Origin of the sequence: Pseudomonas sp. JZ114 (genome assembly GCF_051027705.1) — a bacterium.
Classification (GTDB): Bacteria; Pseudomonadota; Gammaproteobacteria; order Pseudomonadales; family Pseudomonadaceae; genus Chryseomonas; species Chryseomonas luteola.
Genome location: NZ_CP069256.1, coordinates 553361 through 574244 on the forward strand (window position 1 = coordinate 553361; position 20884 = coordinate 574244).

At 58.0% G+C, this 20884-nt stretch carries 26 protein-coding genes and 1 riboswitch; of the genes, 16 read left to right on the forward strand and 10 right to left on the reverse strand.

From position 1 onward, the window contains the following. Positions 1-105 precede the first annotated feature (105 nt). A complete protein-coding gene (locus JQR90_RS02660) occupies positions 106-891 on the forward strand; it encodes an FCD domain-containing protein (RefSeq protein WP_010796859.1) in 786 nt (261 codons plus the stop codon). A gap of 23 nt (positions 892-914) precedes the next feature. Here the strand turns inward: JQR90_RS02660 and smpB are convergent, their stop codons facing one another. After that, on the reverse strand, positions 915-1391 hold the full coding sequence (smpB, locus tag JQR90_RS02665) for an SsrA-binding protein SmpB (protein WP_010796860.1): 477 nt from the start codon (positions 1389-1391) through the stop codon (positions 915-917). 102 nt (positions 1392-1493) lie between these two features. On the opposite strand from smpB, the gene JQR90_RS02670 reads away from it, so the two are divergent. Genes JQR90_RS02670 through JQR90_RS02680 form a run of 3 tightly spaced genes read left to right on the forward strand, consistent with a single transcriptional unit; the run spans position 1494 to position 3646 of the window. Next, a complete protein-coding gene (locus tag JQR90_RS02670; protein WP_010796861.1) occupies positions 1494-2897 on the forward strand; it encodes a sodium-dependent transporter in 1404 nt (467 codons plus the stop codon). Between the two features lie 7 nt (positions 2898-2904). Further along, positions 2905-3339, forward strand: coding sequence for a type II toxin-antitoxin system RatA family toxin (locus JQR90_RS02675; RefSeq protein ID WP_010796862.1), 435 nt, complete (start codon positions 2905-2907; stop codon positions 3337-3339). Next, on the forward strand, positions 3332-3646 hold the full coding sequence (locus JQR90_RS02680) for an RnfH family protein (protein ID WP_073449601.1): 315 nt from the start codon (positions 3332-3334) through the stop codon (positions 3644-3646). Before JQR90_RS02675 ends, JQR90_RS02680 begins: the two co-directional genes overlap by 8 nt. A gap of 48 nt (positions 3647-3694) precedes the next feature. On the opposite strand, the gene JQR90_RS02685 is transcribed toward JQR90_RS02680, so the two are convergent. From JQR90_RS02685 to JQR90_RS02705, 5 genes are all read right to left on the reverse strand, one after another. Then, positions 3695-4378 (reverse strand): OmpW/AlkL family protein, encoded by a 684-nt coding sequence (locus JQR90_RS02685; protein WP_010796864.1) that lies wholly within the window; start codon positions 4376-4378, stop codon positions 3695-3697. 91 nt (positions 4379-4469) lie between these two features. Continuing rightward, on the reverse strand, positions 4470-4958 hold the full coding sequence (locus JQR90_RS02690) for a DUF3299 domain-containing protein (protein ID WP_010796865.1): 489 nt from the start codon (positions 4956-4958) through the stop codon (positions 4470-4472). A 20-nt stretch (positions 4959-4978) separates the two neighbouring features. Then, complete coding sequence (locus JQR90_RS02695) at positions 4979-6241, reverse strand: ABC transporter permease (RefSeq protein WP_010796866.1); 1263 nt, start codon at positions 6239-6241, stop codon at positions 4979-4981. A gap of 1 nt (position 6242) precedes the next feature. After that, positions 6243-6950 carry an ABC transporter ATP-binding protein gene (locus tag JQR90_RS02700; protein ID WP_010796867.1) on the reverse strand — a complete coding sequence of 236 codons (708 nt, stop codon included), beginning with the start codon at positions 6948-6950 and terminating at the stop codon, positions 6243-6245. Positions 6951-7014: 64 nt separating this feature from the next. Then, entirely contained in the window at positions 7015-7614 is a 600-nt protein-coding gene (locus JQR90_RS02705; protein WP_434140383.1) for a DUF2796 domain-containing protein, read from the reverse strand. Positions 7615-7735: 121 nt separating this feature from the next. Between JQR90_RS02705 and JQR90_RS02710 the strand changes: the two genes are divergently transcribed. Next, on the forward strand, positions 7736-8113 hold the full coding sequence (locus JQR90_RS02710) for a hypothetical protein (protein WP_010796869.1): 378 nt from the start codon (positions 7736-7738) through the stop codon (positions 8111-8113). Here the strand turns inward: JQR90_RS02710 and trxA are convergent. The 3 genes from trxA to JQR90_RS02725 form a co-directional block, all read right to left on the reverse strand. Continuing rightward, positions 8107-8979, reverse strand: a complete 873-nt coding sequence (trxA, locus tag JQR90_RS02715) for a thioredoxin (protein ID WP_010796870.1) — start codon at positions 8977-8979, stop codon at positions 8107-8109. The two genes, JQR90_RS02710 and trxA, sit on opposite strands and share 7 nt — an antisense overlap. A 62-nt stretch (positions 8980-9041) precedes the next feature. Then, on the reverse strand, positions 9042-9701 hold the full coding sequence (locus JQR90_RS02720) for a class I SAM-dependent methyltransferase (protein ID WP_010796871.1): 660 nt from the start codon (positions 9699-9701) through the stop codon (positions 9042-9044). Continuing rightward, positions 9698-10144, reverse strand: a complete 447-nt coding sequence (locus tag JQR90_RS02725; protein WP_010796872.1) for a YbaY family lipoprotein — start codon at positions 10142-10144, stop codon at positions 9698-9700. Before JQR90_RS02725 ends, JQR90_RS02720 begins: the two co-directional genes overlap by 4 nt. A gap of 176 nt (positions 10145-10320) precedes the next feature. Here JQR90_RS02725 and nrdR point away from each other — a divergent pair, with 176 nt between their 5' ends. The 11 genes from nrdR to JQR90_RS02780 all read left to right on the forward strand — a co-directional run bounded on the left by nrdR (position 10321) and on the right by JQR90_RS02780 (position 18841). Beyond that, the gene (gene nrdR / locus JQR90_RS02730) at positions 10321-10785 is read left to right on the forward strand and encodes a transcriptional regulator NrdR (RefSeq protein WP_010796873.1); all 465 of its coding nucleotides are present in this window, start codon (positions 10321-10323) and stop codon (positions 10783-10785) included. Positions 10786-10849: 64 nt separating this feature from the next. Then, positions 10850-10993: riboswitch (FMN riboswitch) on the forward strand. 172 nt (positions 10994-11165) lie between these two features. After that, a complete protein-coding gene (gene ribD / locus JQR90_RS02735) occupies positions 11166-12287 on the forward strand; it encodes a bifunctional diaminohydroxyphosphoribosylaminopyrimidine deaminase/5-amino-6-(5-phosphoribosylamino)uracil reductase RibD (RefSeq protein ID WP_037030721.1) in 1122 nt (373 codons plus the stop codon). A gap of 2 nt (positions 12288-12289) precedes the next feature. After that, positions 12290-12955 (forward strand): riboflavin synthase, encoded by a 666-nt coding sequence (locus tag JQR90_RS02740; protein WP_010796875.1) that lies wholly within the window; start codon positions 12290-12292, stop codon positions 12953-12955. 18 nt (positions 12956-12973) lie between these two features. Beyond that, positions 12974-14059 (forward strand): bifunctional 3,4-dihydroxy-2-butanone-4-phosphate synthase/GTP cyclohydrolase II, encoded by a 1086-nt coding sequence (ribBA, locus tag JQR90_RS02745; RefSeq protein WP_010796876.1) that lies wholly within the window; start codon positions 12974-12976, stop codon positions 14057-14059. Between the two features lie 115 nt (positions 14060-14174). Beyond that, positions 14175-14651: a 6,7-dimethyl-8-ribityllumazine synthase gene (gene ribH, locus JQR90_RS02750; protein WP_010796877.1), complete on the forward strand. Its 477-nt coding sequence runs from the start codon at positions 14175-14177 to the stop codon at positions 14649-14651. Next, a complete protein-coding gene (gene nusB / locus JQR90_RS02755) occupies positions 14648-15118 on the forward strand; it encodes a transcription antitermination factor NusB (RefSeq protein ID WP_010796878.1) in 471 nt (156 codons plus the stop codon). The genes ribH and nusB overlap by 4 nt, the downstream gene beginning before the upstream one ends. 8 nt (positions 15119-15126) lie before the next feature. Then, positions 15127-16092 carry a thiamine-phosphate kinase gene (thiL, locus tag JQR90_RS02760; RefSeq protein ID WP_010796879.1) on the forward strand — a complete coding sequence of 322 codons (966 nt, stop codon included), beginning with the start codon at positions 15127-15129 and terminating at the stop codon, positions 16090-16092. Positions 16093-16132: 40 nt separating this feature from the next. Continuing rightward, positions 16133-16645, forward strand: a complete 513-nt coding sequence (locus tag JQR90_RS02765) for a phosphatidylglycerophosphatase A family protein (protein ID WP_010796880.1) — start codon at positions 16133-16135, stop codon at positions 16643-16645. Positions 16646-16669: 24 nt separating this feature from the next. Beyond that, complete coding sequence (locus JQR90_RS02770) at positions 16670-17308, forward strand: retropepsin-like aspartic protease family protein (RefSeq protein ID WP_010796881.1); 639 nt, start codon at positions 16670-16672, stop codon at positions 17306-17308. A 100-nt stretch (positions 17309-17408) separates the two neighbouring features. After that, positions 17409-18026 (forward strand): GTP cyclohydrolase II, encoded by a 618-nt coding sequence (ribA, locus tag JQR90_RS02775; protein WP_010796882.1) that lies wholly within the window; start codon positions 17409-17411, stop codon positions 18024-18026. Next, positions 18026-18841, forward strand: a complete 816-nt coding sequence (locus JQR90_RS02780; RefSeq protein ID WP_010796883.1) for a cobalamin-binding protein — start codon at positions 18026-18028, stop codon at positions 18839-18841. The genes ribA and JQR90_RS02780 overlap by 1 nt, the downstream gene beginning before the upstream one ends. Before the next feature lie 24 nt (positions 18842-18865). On the opposite strand, the gene dxs is transcribed toward JQR90_RS02780, so the two are convergent. Beyond that, the gene (gene dxs / locus JQR90_RS02785) at positions 18866-20803 is read right to left on the reverse strand and encodes a 1-deoxy-D-xylulose-5-phosphate synthase (RefSeq protein ID WP_010796884.1); all 1938 of its coding nucleotides are present in this window, start codon (positions 20801-20803) and stop codon (positions 18866-18868) included. Between the last annotated feature and the right edge of the window lie 81 nt (positions 20804-20884).

Here is a 20884-nt window from a genome sequence, read left to right on the forward strand (position 1 = left end):
GCAAGTCTGTCAAACCTTGCTTTTTAAGACTTTAGTCTGGATGCGCGAAGGCCGTTTGGCTCAAAATCAACGCCGCCGCTCTGGCAGGCACATCAGAGGATGGAGATGGGGTTCGATCAGGTACGCCAACGTCGTTTGTCGGATGACATCGTTGAACATATTGAAGCGCTGCTTGTTGAGGGTTCACTGAAGGCCGGTGAGCGGTTGCCGGCCGAGCGGGTGCTGGCGGAGCGCTTTGGTGTGTCACGGCCCTCGCTACGCGAGGCGATTCAGAAGCTGGTTGCTCGGGGAGTATTGATCAGTCGCCAGGGCGGCGGAACTTACGTTGCTGCCTCGTTCGGCTCCACGTTTAGCGATCCCTTGCTTCAGTTACTCGAAAGTCGTGAAGAAACACGGCAGGACCTGCTCGAGTTTCGCCACATGCTTGAGGGTTCTTGCGCTTATTACGCCGCCTTGCGTGCGACCGAACTCGATCATCAGCGTTTGACGCAGGCCTTCAAGGCTTTGCAGGACTGCTATGCGCAACCTGAAACGATCTCCCGCTCGGAAGAGGGATCAGCAGACGCCAGCTTTCACCTGGCTATTGCCGAAGCCAGCCACAATGCTATCCTGCTGCATACCATTCGCGGTCTGTTCGATTTGCTCAAGCGCAATGTAGTGACCAATATCGGCGGTATGTACGCACAGCGTAGCGAGACACGGGATATGTTGATGCAGCAGCACCGGGAGCTGTATCAGGCCATCATCGAGCGGCGTGCTGACGATGCACGGGAAATTGCCAGCCGACACATTCATTATGTGCAGGAAGTGCTGGAAGAAGCACAGGAAGAAGCGCAGCGTATCGCACGCTCACAGCGCCGACAGAAGACGGAAGACTTTTCGAAGGTATAAAAAGGCGCTTGGAGCGCCTTTTATTATTTCTGATCCTTGTGCATAGCACGTTGGATCTCTCGATTCGAGTCGCGCTCTTTCTCTGTCGCACGCTTGTCGAATTCTTTTTTACCTTTCGCCAGGGCAATTTCGCATTTGATCAGGTGCTTTTTCCAGTAAATGGACAACGCAACGCAGGCGAAGCCTTTCTGTTGCACTGCACCAAACAGCTTGCCTAGCTCTCGTTTGTGTAGAAGCAGCTTGCGAGTGCGCTGAGGATCGGCAATGACGTGGGTGCTGGCTGTCTGCAGGGGGGTGATGTGGCTACCAAGCAGCCAGGCCTCGCCATCCTTGAGCAGAACATAGCTGTCTGTCAGTTGTGCCTTGCCTGCGCGCAGGCTTTTGACTTCCCAGCCGGACAGGGCAATGCCTGCCTCGAAGCGGGTTTCGATGAAGTAGTCGTGCAGCGCTTTCTTGTTCTGCACGATGGTTCCGGAAGAGATTTTCTTTTGTTTGGCCATAGACGCGCATTATAGGGGAGTCAGTGGGGCAACCGCCATGTGCTTGAGAGGGAGCGGTGAAAGTCGGACAATAGCCAACTTTTTTGAGTACCGATAACTTCAATGGCAAATGATCAGGTTTCCGTGCATGGCGGGTGGGCTAGCCGCTGGGTGTTTATATTAGCCGCGACCGGCTCCGCTGTAGGCCTGGGGAGCATCTGGAAGTTCCCTTATATGACAGGGATTTATGGTGGCGGTGCATTTGTCATTATGTTCCTTGTCTGCATCGCCTTGATTGGCTTGCCTGTCATGTTGGCGGAAACGCTGATTGGACGGCGTGCCCGGCAAAGTCCGGCCAATGCCATGCGTGATCTGGCAGTAGCCGCTGCCCGATCACCAAGATGGTCCTGGGCAGCGCTGGCCGGCATGGTCAATGCCTTGCTCATCCTATCGTTCTACAGCGTCGTTGGCGGTTGGTCGCTTGACTATATTCTTGGTGTCGGCCGTGGCGATTTTCAAGGTGTCGATGGACCTAAAGCCGGTGCACTGTTTGGTGCGTTGACCTCCGATCCCTGGCGAATGACCTTGTGGCACACCCTGTTCATGGTGTTGTCCGCCTGGGTTATTGCCAAGGGGGTGGTGAATGGCCTGGAAAAAACCTTGCGTATCCTGATGCCGCTGTTGTTTGTGCTGTTGCTGCTTCTGCTGGGCTATAGCATGACAACGGGACATTTCATGGAAGGGCTGCACTTCATGTTCCATTTTGATACCTCGCGGCTCATGGAGGGCCTGCTTCCTGCGATGGGGCATGCGTTCTTTTCGCTGAGCGTAGGCGTAGGTTCGTTGATGATCTACGGTGCGTACATGCCGAAGTCCTCTTCTTTGGGCAAGACCGTCGTAGCGGTTGCCTTGCTGGATACATTCGTCTCGCTCCTGGCGGGTGTGGCGCTCTTTCCAATCGTCTTTGCGGCAGGCCTGAATCCTGGTGAGGGACCGGGATTGATGTTCGTGACGCTGCCGTTGGCGTTCGGCAGTGTGACCATGGGGCAGATCGTGGGTCTGGTGTTCTTTGTTCTGGTGGCGATTGCCGCTTGGACCTCGGCAATCTCTTTGCTTGAGCCGATGGTGGCCTACCTGATCGAGCGCACCCGACTGAGCCGCGTCTGGGTGACTGTCATTCTGGCTTTCATCTGCTGGCTGGTCGGGCTAGGCACAGTGTTATCGTTCAACCTGTGGGAGCAGGCCAAGTTCTTCGTAAGCGAGGCGGGGCACTTCCACTTGTATCAATGGGGCGCTGAAGGCGGGTTGAATTTCTTTGGCGTCATCGACTTTCTGACGTCGCGAATCATGTTGCCGCTCGGCGGTCTGTTCTTTGTAGTGTTCGCAGCGTGGGTAATGGGGCGTGAGCAGGTGAGGGATGAGTTGTCGGTGCGCAGCCCGGCCTTATTCGCTCTGGCGCTTTTCCTGATGCGCTACGTTGCCCCTCTAGGCATTCTCATTGTGTTTGCCGCACAGTTTTGGAATTGAGGTACCAATGACTACGCATATACAACGCTCGGCTTTATTGCCTTACCCCGCCTCGGCGCTCTATGCGCTGGTAAATGACGTGGAGCGTTACCCGGAATTTCTGCCCTGGTGTTCGTCTGCCCAGATACTGGAGCAGGGCGAAAACGAAATGCGTGCAGGATTGACGGTCGCCAAAGGTGGGCTTAGCCAGCAGTTCACGACACGCAATACGCTGACGCCGGATCAATGCATCGTCATGGATCTGGAAAAGGGGCCTTTTAGTCAGCTGCATGGCGTCTGGCAGTTCAAGGCACTGGGTGAGAAAGCCTGCAAGATCTCGCTGGACCTGTCGTTCGAGTATCAGGGCGCTTTGATTCGGGCTACCTTGGGCCCGCTGTTCAATCAGGCTGCAAACACCATGGTTGATGCCTTCTGCCAACGGGCTAAGCAGCTGTATGGCTGAGCGGATAACCATCGAGGTTGCGCTGGCCTTGCCTGACGAGCAGGCCCTGATTGCGCAGGAGGTTCCGGTAGGTACCACCGTACGTGAAGCCTTGGAGCTGTCCGGAATGGCTGAGCGCTTTCCAAAGGTGCCGATCGATACCTTAGCTGTCGGGCTCTTTGGAAAGGTCATTCCTGATGCAGATACGCGCGTACTGGAGGCAGGTGATCGGATTGAGCTTTATCGACCGCTGATTGCAGACCCCAAGGAAGCCCGCAAGCGGCGCGCCGAGTTGGCAAAGGCCAGGAAGGAAGGCGGGGCGGATTAGCCAAGAATAAAAAGGCCTTCATATGAAGGCCTTTTTGCCGGGTACTGATTAGAACTTGTAGCCCAGACCTACCATGTAGACCCAGGGATCGATATCGACATCAACCTTTACGCGACCCAGCGCCGAGTCGGCGGTCGCCTTGGTGTCGATATCGGCGTACCAGACGGCGGCGTTGAACAGCAGATGATCCGTTAACTGATAATCCACGCCTGCCTGAAACGCATAACCCCAGGAATCGTCCAGGCTCAGATTGCTGAAGCCGCCACCGGCTGCGGATTTGCGGCTGCTGGTCAGATCCTCGTCAAAGAAGAGGGTGTAGTTGATACCGGCGCCTACGTACGGCTGAATACGGGACTGAGGGTTCAGCGGATAGTATTGAAGCGAAAGGGTGGGTGGCAGCTGCTTGACATCTGCCAGCTTGCCATCCAGAGCGCCCAGGCCTTTTACACCGATCCGATGATTGAACGGCGTTGCGGCCAGCAGCTCGATGCCGACGTGGTCTGTGATCATATAGGCCGCTGCCAAGCCAAGCTGAGTATCGGAGTCAACGGTGGCCTTGGTCCCTGCAACCTTGCCGCCCGCTGCTGCGGCCGAGATATTGCCGCTGTCTTCATGTGGATCCACGGTCGCTGCGCCAGCACGGATGATGATGTCACCGGCCTGGTGGGCAAGGGCGAGCGGAGAAACAGCGGTGAGGGCCAGCAGGGCGGCGGTTAGGGGCAGCTTGCGCATGATGCACTCCAAAGCATGTTGTTTAGTTGGCTAACGACATGTTAAGGATGAGAGATGCATCATATGTTGACTTGGCTCAACGAAACGCTGATTACAGCGAATAATGAGTTACCTGAGTGGCTTGCATCTGATAACCGACTTCAGCCATGTCCGTACTGGCTGAATCAACATGCAACGTACCTTCTACCCAGTACGGAAGATGTAGCTGGGCCAGTTCAACGCCCTTGGCGCCTTTGACATAGACGATCTGGTTGGACGGAGGCGGAGGTACATGAATGCAGGCACCGTAATAAGGTACAAGCAGGAACTCGGTGACTTCCCCTTCCTCAGTCACCATGATTGGCACGATGTAGCCTGGGAGCTTGACCTCCTGACCTTCCAGCGCTTTTACCACGGGAGCATTGGGTGATTGCTGCAAGGCGGCAGGCCCACTTTCATCCAGTGAGCCCTGATGCAAGGGTACAGGTGGCGGAGGCGGCGGTGCGCCCTCCGGGATCAGCTCCCCCCAGGAAAGCGCGCGAGGCGCTGCCCAGATGGAGGAGGTGAACAGCAGGGCAAGCACCAACAGCACGCGATACATGGACGCTCCGGTCTTTGAGGCTATAAGCGAACGGACAGGCCGTCGGCCAGGGATTGACGGTAAGCGCGCCAGGCAGGAACACAGCCCATCAACAGCGCAGCGATCAGGATACCGCCCAGTAACGTCCACTCGTAACGTGAAGGCCATTCCAGAGGCAGATACAGGCCATAATAAGCCTGTACGGGTGCCTGCGCGATAGCAATCGCCACATAGAGAAGGGCAAGCCCGGCCACGACACCTGCCAGTGCCAGCGCGAAGGCTTCGGCTACCAGCAGACTGAAGATATGCCACGGGCGGGCGCCCACCGAACGCAGGATAGCCATCTCTCGCCGCCGCTCATTAAGGCTGGTCAGAATAGCCGTCAGCATGCCGATCAGGCCGGTTAGAACCACAAACAACGAAACGATGAACAGCGCCTGCTCGGCGGTGCCCATCAGGCTCCAGAGTTCCTGGAGCGCAACACCGGGCAATATGGCCATCAACGGCTCTCCCCGGTATTCATTGATGGCGCGCTGGAGACCAAAAGTGGCGACTTTACTATTGAGGCCGAGTAGCACGGCGGTAATGGCCTTGGGTGTCAGGTCCATCTGGCGGGCTTGGTCTGCGCTAATCTTGCCTGCGCCACGTGCCGGTGCACCGTTCTGCCAGTCCACATGAAGAGCCTCCATGCCCTGAAGGGAGATATGCAGTGTTCTATCCACTGGCGTGCCCGTCCGCGCGAGGATACCCACTACCGTGAACGGCTTGTCCCCATGCTCGACCAGGCTGATTGTGCTGACTCCATGGGCCAGGACAATGTGGTCGCCCAGCTTGTAATGCAGGGCTTGAGCGACTTCGGCACCGAGCACTACATCATAGATATCCTGGAAAGGCTTGCCTTCGCTGAGCGTGAGCGCCTGGTTGCGCCCATAGTGGTAATGCTCGAAATAGGCCTGGCTGGTACCCAGCACCCGATAGCCGCGGTGGGAGTCGCCCAGTGAAAGCGGAATGGCCCATTTGACTTTGGGGTTTTCGGCCAGCTGGGTATAGCTGTCCCAGCGAATGTTGTTGGTAGCGTTGCCAATGCGAAACACCGAATACAGGAGCAGGTTGACCGCTCCGGAGCGTGCGCCAACCACTAGGTCAGTTCCGGAAATGGTACTGGCAAAGCTGGCCTTGGCCTCGGTGCGAACACGTTCGACTGCCAGCAAAAGACAGGCTGATAGCGCGATGGCGAATACGGTCAGGAGGGCAGTAAAGCGACGATTGGAAAGGCTGGCGAGTGCCAGGCGAAACAAGTACATCTCACACCTCTGCCGGTCGCGCCGCGCGGTTGAGTTCAAGCAGGGACAGGCTTCGGTCAAAAAGCGGAGCCAATCCCTGGTCATGGCTGACAAAGAGCAGGCTTGAGCCGGCGGCGCGGCATTCGGCGAATAACAGGTTCAAAAAGGCCTCTCGAGTATCGGCATCAAGCGCTGAAGTGGGTTCGTCTGCAATAACCAGTTCGGGTTGACCGATCAGGGCGCGCGCTGCCGCTACACGTTGCTGTTGCCCAATCGAAAGAGCTCCTGCGCGACGCTCTCCCAGGGTACGCTCACCCAGCCCCAGAGCGGAAAGCAGGGCACGCGCCGCTTCTGCCTGGCTGCCATGGCGCTCTTTGGCGCGCTGCGAGCGCAGGGCCGAAAAATGGCAGGGGAGTTCGACATTCTCCTGAACAGATAGAAAGGGCAGCAGGTTGAACTGCTGAAAGATATAGCCGGTATGGTCGACGCGGAAGTGATCACGACGCGCAGAAGACAGGCTGGAGAGGTCTTCTCCTAATAACCTGACGTGTCCACGGTTTGGCTTGTTTACACCGCCGAGCAGGCCCAGCAGGGTAGTCTTGCCACTACCTGAGGGGCCTTTTAGAAAGGCGGCTTCGCCGCGCTGCAACTGAAAATGAGGGATATCCAGTAGCTCGGGCTGATCGGGCCAGGCGAAGCCCAAGTCGTTGAGTTCGATTAATGCGCTCATGGTGGCCTTGGCATAAAAAGAACGGGCAGCAAAGTAGGGAGGCTACCCGTTTTAAGGGGAACGGTTATAGCGCGAGGCGAGTTTGGGCAGGCGTCAGCTCTTCACCTTTCTGGCCTTGAGCGGTAATGGCTTGGACATTGACCTTGTGTGTGGCCGGGAATTGCTTGAACAGGCCCGCCAGGTCCAGCGCAGTCAGCGCTTTTGGATTTTCACAGGCGAGGGTGTAGTCCGCGTCGATGTCGCTATGAGCGTGCTCGTGCTCGCCCTTGGCATGGCTATCATGATCGTCATGGTCATGGTCATGGTCATGGTCATGGTGCTCTTCAGAACCAAATAGGGGGCTGTCCAGATCAGTCTTGCTTACTTTGCAGCCTGCGGCGGCTGGGATGCCAAACAAGGTAATCGGGTTGGCCAGCTGCTGCTTGGCCATTTCGACGGCTTTCTTGTCCTGATCGGACTGGGCCTTATGCTCAAAGCCCACCAGGTTCATGGCAGGGCTGTGTAGTTCCAGTTCCAGCGAGTTGCCATCCAGCGCGACGTTGAGTTGTGCGACGCCATGCTCATGGGCGCTCAGGCTTCCATGTGAGTGATCATGTTCATCGTGGGCAAAGGCAGCAGTAAGAGGCAATACGGCAAACGGCAGGGCAAGCAGCAACGAACGCATGGTCAGCTCCATTGATGGATTTGACTGTATGTTATGTCGTAACAAAAGATGACCGCAATAGAAATGCTCTCACTCGATGGCACGTGGCATCATAAGACATGGTTCAAAAAAGGCGATAACGATGATCCGTATCCAAGGGAAAATAGGCACGTGGCCAGTGGATCTGACGGTCGAATTGGAAGCAGAAGACTGGACGCGTCTTGCCGAGGGGCTTAACCATGCTCAGCCTGTGCCGTCCAATACACTTGTTCCGGTGCCAAAGACCCATAGCGATCCCCTGTGGGAGTCGGTGCTTGCGTTGGTTGAGCAGGAGCGGCGTATCGAGGGGCCTCATCTGCTGAGTGCGCTGGAAAAGCTGGCGGGTAACGTGGGGTCAGCCAAGCAGCTGATTGTACGGCTGCGGCATAACCCGAATATCCGGATCGAGAAAACAGACGAGGCACAGGTGTTTGTGTGGGCGGGCACCGGCCAGGAGCCAGCGCCCGACGGGCATCAGTAAAGCGCCTGATAGAGACGACGACGGTAGGTTGCAACCAGCGGGTGTTCGTTGCCGAGTAGATCGAACACCTGCACCATGGTCTTGCGAGGAAGGTCCTCACCATAGGTGCGGTTGCGCATGAATAGCTTGAGCAGGGCATCCAGGGCCGCTTCATATTGCTGGCGCGCCAGTTGCTGGACGGCAAGCTGATAGGTGGCTTCGTCATCGGATGGATCCTGAGCCAGGCGCGCCTTCAGATCGGCTGCATCAGGCAGGCTGGCAGCTTGGCGCAGGAACGTCAGCTGTGCCTTTGCACCTGCCAGCGCCTGCTTGTGATCGTCACCAGTGACTGCACCCAGTACCGTTTCAGCCTCATCCAGTTCGCCGCGCTCGGCAAGGCAGCGCGCATAGAGAATCAGCGCGGGCGCATTGGTATTGTCTTCACCTAAGAGCTGCTTGAGTACGGCCTCCGCTTCGCCAGCACGACCTTCATCAAACAGCAACTGTGCGGCGTCCAGCGGGTTCTCGGCCTCGGGTGCAGGCGCCTGTACATGCGGCTCCAGCATGGCGCGAACGGCAGATTCAGGCTGTGCACCCGCAAAGCCGTCAACCGGTTGGCCGTCCTTGAACAGGACGACCGTCGGCAGGCTGCGAATGCCGAAACGCATTACCAGTTCCTGCTCGATATCACAGTTGACCTTGGCCAGATGCAGTGCACCGCCAAAGGACTCGGTGATGCTGGCCAGCATAGGCATCAGTACCTTGCAGGGCGCACACCACTCGGCCCAGAAATCAACCAGTACGGGCGTGTTGAACGACTGCTCCATGACCTTCTGTTCGAAGTTCTCAAGCGTCGCATCAAAAATGTAGGACGTGTCCTGGCTCATAGACAGACTCGGGTAACGAAAAGATGAACTATATGTGGAGACGCGCCTGCCGAAAACAACCTTCAGCAAGTACGTTGTGCGTGGTAGAGATTAACCCATCTGAATTCAGCCGGCTCGGCAAGGTCCGGCCAGGTGCAGGCCTCCCGGCTTGCTAGCGCTGTATACCTAGGGTGGTCAAAATTCTTGACTCGGGAATCCGCTATCAGCACGCTTTGTCCGCGGCTCAGAAAATCGTCCAGCAAGGGCAGGTTCGCACGGTCGTACAGCACATCGGCCACAATGATCAAATCGAAACGGTCGGCCTCAGCAAAGAAGTCGTCGAAGTATTCCAGCGTCACCTGATTCAGGTCCGCATTCGCTCGGCTGGCGGCCAAGGCCAGCGGATCGCAGTCACAGGCCACTACTTCAGCGGCCCCCGCCTTGGCAGCAGCAATCGCGGCAACCCCTGACCCGCTGCCAAAATCGAGCACGCGCCTGCCTTGTACCCACTCCGGCTGCTCGGCCAGCCAACGGGCCAGTACCAGACCGCTGGCCCAGCAAAAACTCCAGTAGGGTGGGGACGCCAGCAGTCGTTGTGTTTCTTCGGGTGAAAAGGCCCGCTCCATGTTGGCGGGATCGATCAACCAGAGCGCGATGTCGCATCCCGGCAGGGATTGAATACTCAGTTCAGCATCACCCAGCAGATCCCTTAGCGCTGCTCGCAGGGTGGCGGGTGGGGTCATGGAGTCTGATCCAGCACTAATTCGCCCAGAACCTGGGTATTAGGCTGACTGATCTTGACGGGAGACAGGTAGCAGACCAGCTGACCGGATTGACTGACGCGAGCGTGCAGTTCGACCTTGGCGTTCTGGGGAAATACCTCTGGATTAAAGGGCAGGCGGAACGCCAGGGCCTTGCCATTGCCTGTCAATGTCTCGCTGGCGAGCAGCCGCTGGGGACGGTCCTGACTGTCGATCACCAGCATGGCCACTTCAACTTGTGCACCTGGTGCGATGGCGCCGTCTGGTGTCCGTAACGTTCCAGAGACCTCCCGCAGATTTCCGGGACGCGGCGCACCGGCCACCGGCTCGGGTTCTTTGGCAGGTTCTGCCGGTGCAACAGGCTTTTCAGAGCAGGCTGCAAGCAGGCTTATCAACAACACGGGCAACAGCGGGCGCAACGACATGGTAACGGCTCCAGGGCAGATTCGGCGGCGCATTCTTATACAACCCACGACCGGCGGGAAGAGGATTGTGTCACGGAGCCGCCAGACGTGTTCTGTCGATTCTTGAGGCCTTGCAAGGTTCCTTCTCAGGCAGGATGCGCTACCATGGCCCTCCGTTTATTTCGGCTGCTTCTGACATGCACTGTCCTTTTTGCGGTGCCCACGATACCAAGGTCATCGACTCACGCCTGGTTGCAGCAGGCGAGCAGGTGCGCCGTCGTCGTGAGTGCCTGAACTGCCAGGAACGTTTTACAACGTTCGAGACCGCTGAGCTGGTCATGCCGCGCCTGATCAAGCAGGACGGTACTCGCCAGCCTTTCGACGAAGAAAAACTCAGGGCCGGTATGCAGCGTGCGCTGGAAAAGCGCCCGGTCAGTATCGAGCGTCTGGAAGAGGCGATTGCCTATATCAAGCACAAGCTGCGCGCGACGGGCGAACGCGAGATCAAATCCCGTGTCGTGGGTGAATTGGTGATGGAAGAGCTACGCAAGCTTGATGAGGTTGCCTTTATCCGCTTCGCGTCCGTTTATCGTCAGTTTCAGGACCTGTCCGAGTTTCGTGAGGAAATTGATCGGCTGGCCCGTGATCCGAGTAAAGCCTGACCGCTGCAGTGGGTCATTTGTCGCTAGCCCATTGCTGGCAGAGGCTCTACTTCGCTATAGTCGCTCCGGTCTTCAGGGCGGGGCGAGATTCCCCACCGGCGGTAAACCACGTGGTGGCAAGCCCGCGAGCGCTCCGATGCGTCGGAGGTCAGCAGATCTGGTGTGATTCCAGGGCCGACGGTCATAGTCCGGATGAAAGAAGATGCGTCTGTCTGCGCGTGCCGGAAAGCGTACGCGTGCAGCTTTTGCCTATTTGCCCTGAAACGTTCACTCATGTTTAGCGAGGACGTTTCATGTCTACTGTCGATTCCTCTGATCATGCTGGCGCCGCCGGCCGCGGAGGCAATCCCAACGCTTCGGAACCGGCCGATCAGTTCTACATGACCCGTGCGCTTGAGTTGGCGCGTCAGGGTTTGTACTCCACCCATCCCAACCCCCGCGTGGGCTGTGTCATCGTCAAAGATGGCCAGGTCATTGGTGAGGGCTGGCATGTGCGTGCTGGCGAACCCCATGCCGAAGTCCATGCGCTGCGTCAGGCAGGCGCGCGTGCACAGGGCGCGTCCGCCTATGTCACGCTGGAACCCTGCAGTCACTTTGGCCGTACGCCGCCCTGTGCCGACGCCTTGGTCAGTGCTCGGGTCGGACGCGTGGTGGCTGCCATGCAGGATCCGAATCCACAGGTGGCCGGCCGTGGTCTCAAGCGGCTCGCAGAGGCAGGTATTCAGGTGGCCTGTGGCGTACTCGAAAATGAAGCCAGGGCGCTTAACCAGGGATTTATCAAGCGTATGGTCACGGGCCTTCCGTTCGTACGCGTTAAGCTCGCCATGAGTCTGGATGGCCGAACAGCGATGGCCAGCGGTGAAAGCCAATGGATTACCGGCCCGGCCGCTCGTACTCAGGTGCAGCGGTTGCGTGCGCAGTCCAGCGTCGTATTGACCGGTGCCGATACGGTATTGATGGACAAGGCTCGGCTGACCGTGCGCGCTGAAGAGCTTGGCGAGACGGTGGAGCAGGCTGCGCTTGCCATGGGCCGCCAACCCCAGCGTGTACTGGTGGACAGCCGATATCGCGTCCCGCTGGATGCGGCGTTCTTTCAAGCAGGACCTGCCTGGGTCGCGGCCCTTTCAACTGAGCGAGCAGCGCAGTACCAGTCCCAAGGGCATGAGCTGCTGGCGCTTCCCGGGGATCAGGGGCATATCGCCCTGCTGCCGTTATTACAGCTTCTGGCTGACCGTGGCGTGAATGAGGTGCTGGTCGAGGCTGGCCCCCAGCTGGCCGGTGCGTTCGCGCGGCAGGGGTTGGTCGACGAATTCCATTTCTTCATGGCGCCCAAGCTGCTGGGCTCGACGGCGCGTCCGTTGCTGGCGTGGCCGCTCGAGATCATGAGCGAAGCGCCTGAGCTTGAAATCATCGAGATCACGCCCGTGGGCCGTGACTGGCATATCGTGGCCAAACCCATTTCAGGCGCCCCGGCGCCCCTTATTTCTGACGTTTCGAGGTAGACATGTTCACTGGCATCATCGAAGCCATAGGCTCGATCGCCGCGCTGACGCCTAAAGGTGGCGACATGCGCGTGTATGTACAGACCGGCAAGCTGGATCTTGCCGATGTAAAGCTGGGTGACAGTATTGCCGTCAGTGGCGTATGCCTGACGGCCGTAGAGCTTCCCGGTGATGGCTTCTGGGCGGACGTAAGCCGCGAGACACTGGCGCGTACGGCCTTTGTTGATCTGAAGATTGGCAGTCGGGTCAATCTTGAGAAGGCTCTGATGCCAACCAGCCGTCTGGGTGGTCATCTGGTTAGCGGGCATGTGGATGGCGTGGGTGAAGTGGTTTCACGCCAGGATAATGCCCGCGCCGTACAGTTCCGTATCCGTGCTCCTCGCGAGCTGGCGCGCTATATTGCCCTGAAGGGGTCGATCACCGTTGATGGCACCAGCCTGACCGTTAATGCGGTGGATGGCGCCGAGTTTGAACTGACCATCGTACCGCATACCCTGGCCGAGACCATCATGGCGGACTATCGCCCCGGCCGTAAGGTCAACCTGGAGGTAGATCTGCTGGCCCGCTACCTGGAGCGCCTGCTCATGGGTGACAAGGCTGCCGAACCGCAGAAGGGTAGCGGTATTACCGAACAATTCCTGGCCCAACACGGCTATCTCAACTCCTGAGCGTAAAGGAAGACCTCCGTGGCACTGAACAGTATCGAAGAAATTATCCAGGACATCCGTGAAGGCAAGATGGTCATCCTCATGGATGATGAGGATCGCGAGAACGAAGGCGATATCATCATGGCGTCTGAATGCGTGCAGGCTGAGCACATCAACTTCATGGCCAAGCATGCTCGTGGTTTGATCTGCATGCCGATGAGCAAGGAGCGCTGCGAGGCGCTGAACCTGCCGTTGATGGCAGCCCGCAATGGCTCGGGTTTCGGCACCAAGTTCACCATCTCCATCGAGGCGGCCGAAGGGGTGACGACAGGTATTTCCGCTGCAGACCGCGCACGTACCGTACAGGTGGCTGCGGCTAAAAAAGCAACGGCCGCCGATATCGTCAGCCCAGGCCATATCTTCCCGCTCATGGCTCAGCCGGGCGGTGTGCTGGCCCGTGCCGGACATACCGAGGCGGCTTGCGATCTGGCGCGCATGGCAGGCTTTGAGCCGACCGGGGTGATCTGTGAGGTCATGAACGATGACGGCACCATGGCCCGTCGTCCGGAGCTCGAAGCCTTTGCCGAAGAGCATGGGCTGAAGATCGGTACGATTGCCGATTTGATCCACTATCGTCTGCTGCACGAGCATACCGTCAAGCGGATCGACGAACAGCCACTGGAAACCGAGCTGGGACGCTTTAATCTGGTCACCTACCGTGACGAGGTGGAAGGTGACGTTCATCTGGCGCTGACTATGGGTACCATCAAGAGTGATGAACCGACCCTGGTGCGCGTGCATAATATGGACCCGCTGCGCGATCTGCTGCTGGTGAATCAGGAAGGCCGTTGGAGTCTGCGCGATGCCATGACCAAGGTCGCGGAAGCTGGCAAAGGCGTGGTGTTACTGCTGGGGCATTCCCTGGCAGGCGACGACTTGCTCACTCACCTGCGCGAGCCGGTCAGCAAGCCCAAGCCGCAGAGCACATACAGCACCGTAGGCGCTGGTTCGCAGATCCTGCGTGACCTGGGCATACGTAAGCTTCGTCTGCTCAGTGCACCGATGAAGTTCAATGCCATATCCGGCTTTGACCTTGAAGTTGTAGAATACCTGCCTCCCGTATAAACCGGCCTACGGATGGCCTGAACGGTGCGATGGTTGATGACCGTCGCGCCGACGATCGGATTTATTTGCGGGGCGTACGAAAACGCCCCGGTTCTTTAACAGACGAGACCTGCTCATGACCGTGAAGACCATTGAAGGTACTTTCATTGCCCCAAAAGGCCGCTTTGCCCTGGTGGTTGGCCGCTTCAACAGCTTTGTGGTTGAAAGCTTGGTTGAAGGTGCCGTAGATGCCCTGGTACGCCATGGTATCCGCAAGGAAGACATCACCATTATCCGCGTTCCTGGCGCCTTTGAAATTCCGCTGGCTACCCTGAAGGCTGCTCAGCGTGACGAATATTCCGCCATCATCGCGCTGGGCGCTGTGATTCGTGGTAGCACTCCGCATTTTGACTACGTTGCTGGCGAGTGCACCAAGGGCCTGGCGCAGGTTTCCATGGAGTTCGGTGTGCCGGTCTCCTTTGGCGTGTTGACGGTTGATTCTATCGAGCAGGCCATCGAGCGTTCGGGCACCAAGGCGGGTAACAAGGGTGCCGAAGCGGCGCTGTCTGCTCTTGAAATGGTGAGCCTGCTGTCGCAGCTGGAGGCCAAGTGAGCGCTGTAGACGGCCAAAAGCCCAAAGCTCCGCGCGGCAAGATTGCTGCGCGTCGTGAAGCCCGCAGCCTTTCGGTTCAGGCGTTGTATCAGTGGCATATGGCGGGGCAGGCGATCAACGAGATCGAAGCCCAGTTCCGTGTGGACAACGATTTCGCCAATGTTGATGGCGCTTATTTCCATGAGATCCTGCATGGCATTCCCGGCCTGAAAACCGAGATCGATGATCTGATCACCCCTTGCCTGGACCGCCCACTGGAAGACGTTGATCCGGTTGAACTTGCGATCCTGCGCATGTCCTGCTACGAACTGCGCAACCGTATCGATGTTCCCTATAAGGTCGTTATCAACGAGGGTATCGAGCTGGCGAAGGTGTTTGGTGCAACCGACGGGCACAAGTTCGTCAACGGTGTACTGGATAAGTTGGCGCCCAAGCTGCGCGCTGCTGAATTACGCGCCAAGCGTTGACTGTAGCCATGACCGAGTTCGAGTTGATCCGCCGTTATTTTGCTGCCGCGCGCTGCGCACAGCCACGTAAGGATATCGCGCTCGGTCTGGGCGACGATTGTGCCTTGCTGATGCCTCGCCCGGGCGAGCAACTAGCGATTTCTACCGATACGCTGACAGCCGGGGTGCATTTTCCTGAAGTCTGCGATGGCTTTCTGCTGGGGCAACGTGCCCTGGCTGTCAGCGCCAGCGATCTGGCCGCCATGGGGGCCGCACCCCTTGGTTTCACCCTGGCGTTGACGCTGCCGGATGTTGATCCAGGCTGGCTGGAGCGGTTTGCTCAAGGACTCGATCACATGGCTGCGGCCTGTGGCCTGGCCTTGATCGGCGGTGATACAACCCGTGGGCCGCTCTCTCTGACCCTGACTGTCTTTGGCTCCGTACCCCACATGCAGGCGTTGACGCGGTCGGGTGCCCAGCCGGGCAATTTACTCTGTGTCGGCGGTGCGCCTGGAGAGGCTGGCGGAGCCTTGCCCTTTGTCTTGGGACAACGCCAGGAGCGGGGCGCCTACGTTGATACGCTCGTGGCGCGCTACTGGTCGCCGGCGCCTCAGTTCGAGTTGGGGCTTGCGCTAAGAGGTCGGGCTACCGCAGCGCTGGATATATCCGATGGACTCCTAGCTGACTGCGGTCATATCGCGGCCGCTTCGAACGTCAAGCTGATCATTGAGAATGAAAGGTTGCCGGTCAGCCCTGCATTGGCGGCACTGTTCGAGCCTGAGCAGATTCGCTCACTGGCAATGTCCGCCGGTGATGATTACCTGCTTGCCTTTACATTGCCTGCACAGTATCTCAAGTCATTGCAGGCAGACTTCCCCCAGGTAGGTGTCATTGGGCGCGTTGCCTCTGGGCAGGGGGTCCAGGTACAGGACGCCATTGGCCGGGATGTCACACCCTTGCGGGGCGGTTATCAACATTTTGCGATGAAGCCATGACGTATCGTGCTGGTGATTTATCTGTCCTGGGAGCCCTCTCGTGAACAGACCTGTTACCTCAGGGCCGGCTACACCGGCGGTGTGGCGTAATCCCTGGCATTTTCTAGCCTTTGGCTTTGGCTCAGGTACGTTGCCTAAGGCACCTGGTACCTGGGGCTCCCTGGTGGCGTTGCCCTTTGTCCCGCTTTGGCATCTGTTGCCGGACTGGGGCTATTGGCTGCTGCTGGTTGCGCTGATGATATTCGGTTTCTGGCTGTGTGGCCGTGTTGCGGATGACATGGGTGTGCACGATCACGAAGGTATCGTCTGGGACGAAATGGTAGGCATCTGGATCACTTTCTGGATGGCTCCGGCCGGCTGGGCCTGGTGGCTGGTGGGGTTTGCCGTGTTTCGTTTCATGGATATTCTGAAGCCCTGGCCGATCAGCTGGCTTGATCGTCATGTTCAAGGCGGCGTCGGTATCATGATTGATGATGTGCTGGCCGGTGTGTTTGCCTGGGCAGTTATGCAGGGACTGGGCTGGAGCTGGGCGCATATCGGGACGCTGTCCTGATCGCAGGCGCTACAAGGAGGCGGTGTGGTGCGCAAATGGATCGGTATCGGTGTATTGAGTCTGCTGCCTGCGCTGGTAACTGCCGCGCCTCAGGTTCAGGTGGTAGGTCTGTTCAACGGCGCAGCCGTAATCAATATCGATGGTCAGCGCAAAATGCTCAAAGTCGGTCAGCGACAGGGCGAGGTCGAGCTGGTCAGCGCGACGAGCCGGGAAGCGGTGCTGCGGATTGGAGAAACCAATCAAACGTTCATGCTTTCACGTGAATACAGTGACGGCTTTGCTGCGCCGCATAAGCGCCAACTTAGCATTGCTCGCCGAAATGACGGCCACTATTGGACGTCGGGCTCTATAAATGGCCAGCCTATCGAGTTTCTGATCGACACCGGCGCTTCGACTGTTGCCATGAACGAAGAGCAGGCGAACCGTCTTGGGTTGGATTACCAGAAAGGGCGGCCGGTACAGGTCAACACGGCAGGCGGAACCCGAAGGGCCTGGCTTGTACGCCTGGATCGCGTCAAGGTTGGCACCATTGAGGTGCTGGGTGTCGAGGCCATGGTGTTGGCAGGCGGTCATCCGACAGAAACGCTACTGGGCATGAGTTTTCTCAACCGGGTTGGCTGGCGCGAGGATCAGGGCGTTCTGTATGTCGAGGCCAAGAACTGACGTGATAGCTTCAAGCGCAATAGCCTCATAGCCTTTATGACTGAGCCGTCTCTGTTCATGGATGGTATACTATAACCCTCTTTCCGATAGGAGCCTGACGGTGTCTGTCGTTTTCGTCGCCGCATCCCAATTACCTACGCCCTTTGGCATTTTTACCATGCATGGCTTTCTCGATGAGTCCGATGGTAAGGAGCACGTGGCGCTGACCTTTGGCGATATTGCCAACGGTGAGCCGGTGCTGGGGCGTCTACATTCCGAGTGTCTGACGGGTGATGCCCTGTTCAGCCTACGCTGCGACTGCGGCTTTCAGCTGGAGGCGGCAATGCGGGCCATTGCTGAAGAAGGCCGTGGCGTTATCCTGTACTTGCGTCAGGAGGGGCGTGGTATTGGTCTCTTGAACAAGATCCGCGCGTATGAGCTGCAGGACGCAGGAGCTGATACGGTTGAGGCCAATGAACGTTTGGGATTTGGTGCAGACCAGCGTAACTACAGCCTGTGCAAACCAATGCTCAAGCATCTGGGCGTCAATGCATTGAAGCTGATGACCAATAACCCTCGCAAGGTCAAAGCCCTAGAGGATCTGGGAATTACCGTAGCACAGCGTGTACCGCTGCAGACGGGCCTCAACCCTCATAACAAGCGTTACCTGGCCACCAAGGCTGGCAAGCTGGGCCATATGCTCGGCAATATCCATCAAGGCGAAGTCCTTCCTTCCTGATGAAGGCAGGCAGGCGCTGTTCGGTTCTGACCGGCGTCTGCCTGCTGTTCTGCTGCGTTCTCTCCCAGGCCGCCGAACGCGTCATCAGTCTGGCGCCTTCGATGACCGATATCATGCTGGAGCTGGGCGTAGAGAGCCGCTTGGTAGGTGTACTGGATGCAGGCAAGCGTCCTGCTTCCTTGTCCGGGCTGCCTTCCGTTGGGCGTTATGGTCAGGTCAACATCGAAAAGATTGTCTCATTGCACCCTGACCTTATTCTGCTCTGGCCTGGTGCAGTTCCGCTTGCCCAGCGCGAGCAGCTCAGGCAGTTGGGCTATACCATTGAAACCCTGGATGTTCATCGGTTGGATGACCTGGCAGACGGGCTCGCTCGAATCGCTCAGGTGGTAGGTGTTCCTGATAAAGGGCAGCACTTGGCGATCCAGTTTCGTGAGCGACTCGCCGATATGCACGAGCGCTACAGGCAATTACCGACAGTGCGCGTGTTCTATCAAGTCTGGGACAAACCACTGTATACCGTAGGAAGCACGCAAATTATCAGCGATGCCATACAGGTATGTGGGGGCAGGAATATATTCGCTAATCTCTCACAACCGGCGCCGCAGGTGGGTGTAGAAGCTGTGCTCACAAGAAACCCCGAGGTGATACTGGCCATGGATCAGGCTCAGCTCGAACCATGGCGACAGTGGCCAACATTAAAGGCGGTGGCACACCACCAACTCTGGGCTGTAGGTGACAAGCGGCTTGAACGGCCCAGCTATGGCATGCTGGACGCAGTGGTCAGGCTGTGTGAGCTGATAGACAAGGCCCGCTAAGCGGGCCTGTCCCAACGTGTCCCGTCAGGGATTGCGTGAAGCGAGTACAAGCGGAACGGGCTCGGAAGCTGTATTGGCTTCAAGCTGTGCCAGGCGCTGCGTAACGGCCTTTTCGATGCCAAGTGCATCCAGTCCGCATTCAGCCAACATTTCACTCGGCTTGGCATGCTCGACGTAGTAATCGGGCAGGCCCAGATTCAAGATCGGCTTGAGCAGGTTTTCTCGGGCAAGGAACTCATTCACGGCGCTGCCTGCACCGCCCATGATGCTGTTTTCCTCGATCGTAACCAGCAGGTCGTGGCTGTCTGCGAGTGCCCGGATCAGGGCTTCGTCCAATGGCTTGACGAAGCGCATGTCGGCCACGCTTGCATCAAGGCCTTCTGCTACCTGCAAGGCCTCTTTCAACTGTACGCCAAATACCAGGAAAGCAACCCTGTGGCCTTGACGGCGAAGAACGCCTTTGCCGATTTCCAGTGGCTCAAGCCCTGGCTCAATGGCTGCGTTAGGGCCGCTGCCCCGTGGATAGCGAACAGCCGCAGGCCCCTTGAACTGGTAACCCGTTGTCAGCATACGGCGCATTTCGTTCTCATCGCTGGGCGCCATGATCACCATACCGGGAATACAGCGCAGGAACGACAGGTCGAAACTGCCGGCATGTGTAGGGCCGTCTTCACCCACCAGACCGGCGCGATCGATGGCAAACAGCACATCGAGGTTCTGTACGGCTACGTCATGGATCAGCTGGTCGTAGGCGCGCTGCAGGAAGGTGGAGTAGATCGCCACTACCGGCTTGGCACCATCACAGGCCAGACCAGCTGCCAGCGTCACGGCGTGCTGTTCGGCGATCGCAACATCGAAATAGCGGTCTGGATACTGCTCGCTGAAGCGGATGAGGTCGGAGCCTTCCTTCATGGCAGGTGTTATACCTACCAGTTTTGGGTCAGCTGCCGCCATGTCACATAGCCAGTCGCCGAAGATGTTCGAATATTTAGGACTACTAGGCTTCTTGGGTGCCGCATTTAAGGGCTCAAGCTTGGTGATGGCGTGATATTCGATAGGTGCTGCTTCGGCAGCGCTGAAACCCTTGCCTTTCTTGGTCACGATATGCAGGAACTGCGGACCTTTGGCGTCACGCAGGTTGCGCAGGGTAGTGATCAGCGTCGGCAGGTCATGCCCATCGACGGGGCCAATGTAGTTCCAGCCCAGCTCTTCAAACAGGGTGCCCGGAACCAGCATTCCTTTGGCAGCCTCTTCGGTACGGCGGGCGATTTCCCACGCACCAGGCAGCTTGGCCAGTACCTTTTTCCCACCCTCGCGCATGTTCTGATACGTGCGACTGGACAGGAGCTTGGCAAGGTAATTCGACAGACCTCCCACGTTATGGGAGATCGACATGTCGTTGTCATTGAGAACGACGAGCATGTCGGCTTCTACGTCGGAGGCGTGATTGAGCGCTTCGAATGCCATGCCTGCGGTCAGGGCGCCATCACCGATCACCGCAACGGACTTGCGCTTGCTGCCTTGCATGCGGGCAGCAATGGCCATGCCCAGCGCCGCGCTTATCGAGGTGCTGGAGTGGCCAACCCCAAAGGTGTCGTACTCACTTTCAGAGCGACGCGGAAAGGCAGCGACCCCGCCTTTCTGGCGCAGTGTACCCATCTGGTCACGGCGTCCGGTCAGGATTTTGTGCGGGTAAGCCTGATGGCCGACATCCCAGACAAGGCGGTCGTCGGGTGTATCGAACACATAATGCAGCGCAACGGTCAGTTCGATGACCCCGAGGCCGGCACCAAAATGCCCGCCGGTCTGCCCGACGGTATAGAGCAGATAGTGGCGCAACTCATCGGCGAGCGTTTCCAGCTCGTGCTCGCTCAGGTGGCGCAGCGCAGCCGGGGTGTCGATGCGGTCGAGCAATGGCGTGGCGGGCCGCTCGCGTGGAATCTCGTGCAGCGTCTTGGGCATCAGGTCATCGTTATAAGGTATGAAAGATCGAAGTTTACCCGAAGCCCTCCAGTCACCCAACAGTGAACCGTCATATAGAGC